Source organism: Halobacillus halophilus, from assembly GCF_020171985.1.
GTDB lineage: Bacteria > Bacillota > Bacilli > Bacillales > Halobacillaceae > Halobacillus > Halobacillus halophilus_A.
In genome coordinates, this window is the sequence record NZ_JAIVAL010000026.1 from 1 (window position 1) to 1,051 (window position 1,051).

The following is a 1,051-nucleotide window of genomic DNA, read 5'->3' on the forward strand; positions in this document are numbered from 1 at the left end:
CCAAACCAAGTGCTCTACCAAGCTGAGCTACTTCCCGTATAATGGCGCGCCCGAGAGGAGTCGAACCCCTAACCTTCTGATCCGTAGTCAGACGCTCTATCCAATTGAGCTACGGGCGCATATGAGTATGGTGCCGAGGGCCGGACTCGAACCGGCACGGTGGTGACCCACCGCAGGATTTTAAGTCCTGTGCGTCTGCCAATTCCGCCACCCCGGCTTGACATGTTTTTCATATGGACTATCTTGTTGTTCAATTATAAGTATATTAAAGTAACTATTGGAGCGGAAGACGGGATTCGAACCCGCGACCCCCACCTTGGCAAGGTGGTGTTCTACCACTGAACTACTTCCGCAATAAGTGCGGGTGGAGGGACTTGAACCCCCACGCCGTGAAGCACTAGATCCTAAATCTAGCGTGTCTGCCAATTCCACCACACCCGCAGGCAAATGGTGAGCCATGAAGGATTCGAACCTTCGACCCTCTGATTAAAAGTCAGATGCTCTACCAACTGAGCTAATGGCTCATAACAAAATAAATCTATTTCGTTTTTAAATCAAAGATCTCATGGTGCCGGCCAGAGGACTTGAACCCCCAACCTACTGATTACAAATCAGTTGCTCTGCCAGTTGAGCTAGGCCGGCAACTAAAAATGGTGGAGGATGCAGGGATCGAACCTGCGACCCCTTGCTTGTAAGGCAAGTGCTCTCCCAGCTGAGCTAATCCTCCGGATTATATAAAGTTTGGCGGCGTCCTACTCTCACGGGGATCGACCCGACTACCATCGGCGCTGAAGAGCTTAACTTCTGTGTTCGGCATGGGAACAGGTGTGACCTCTTCGCCTTCACCACCAAACCTTATTTCTTTTTTCAAGGACAAGATATATTATATTGTCCTGAGAGAAAAAATTCAAGGGTAAATTACAAGTTTTTTTGTAAACCCTCAAAACTGGATAAGGCAATCATTCAACCATCGGACGAGCGAACGTCTCTTCCGACTTCTTTTTCATACTAGATAGATAAGTCTTCGATCCATTAGTATCCGTCAGCTTCA

The 1,051-nt window shown here is 48.2% G+C and carries 7 tRNA genes and 1 rRNA gene; all 8 read right to left on the reverse strand.

The window, feature by feature from the left end:
- Positions 1–42 precede the first annotated feature (42 nt).
- The 8 genes from LCM11_RS20290 to rrf all read right to left on the reverse strand — a co-directional run bounded on the left by LCM11_RS20290 (position 43) and on the right by rrf (position 853).
- A tRNA-Arg gene (locus LCM11_RS20290) sits at positions 43–119 on the reverse strand.
- A 9-nt stretch (positions 120–128) separates the two neighbouring features.
- Positions 129–217: transfer RNA gene (locus tag LCM11_RS20295), tRNA-Leu, on the reverse strand.
- Between the two features lie 61 nt (positions 218–278).
- Positions 279–353, reverse strand: a tRNA-Gly gene (locus tag LCM11_RS20300).
- Between the two features lie 6 nt (positions 354–359).
- A tRNA-Leu gene (locus LCM11_RS20305) sits at positions 360–441 on the reverse strand.
- Positions 442–448: 7 nt separating this feature from the next.
- Positions 449–524 (reverse strand) — tRNA-Lys (locus tag LCM11_RS20310).
- Positions 525–566: 42 nt separating this feature from the next.
- Positions 567–642: transfer RNA gene (locus tag LCM11_RS20315), tRNA-Thr, on the reverse strand.
- A gap of 9 nt (positions 643–651) precedes the next feature.
- Positions 652–727, reverse strand: a tRNA-Val gene (locus LCM11_RS20320).
- Between the two features lie 12 nt (positions 728–739).
- Positions 740–853, reverse strand: a 5S ribosomal RNA gene (gene rrf / locus LCM11_RS20325).
- Between the last annotated feature and the right edge of the window lie 198 nt (positions 854–1,051).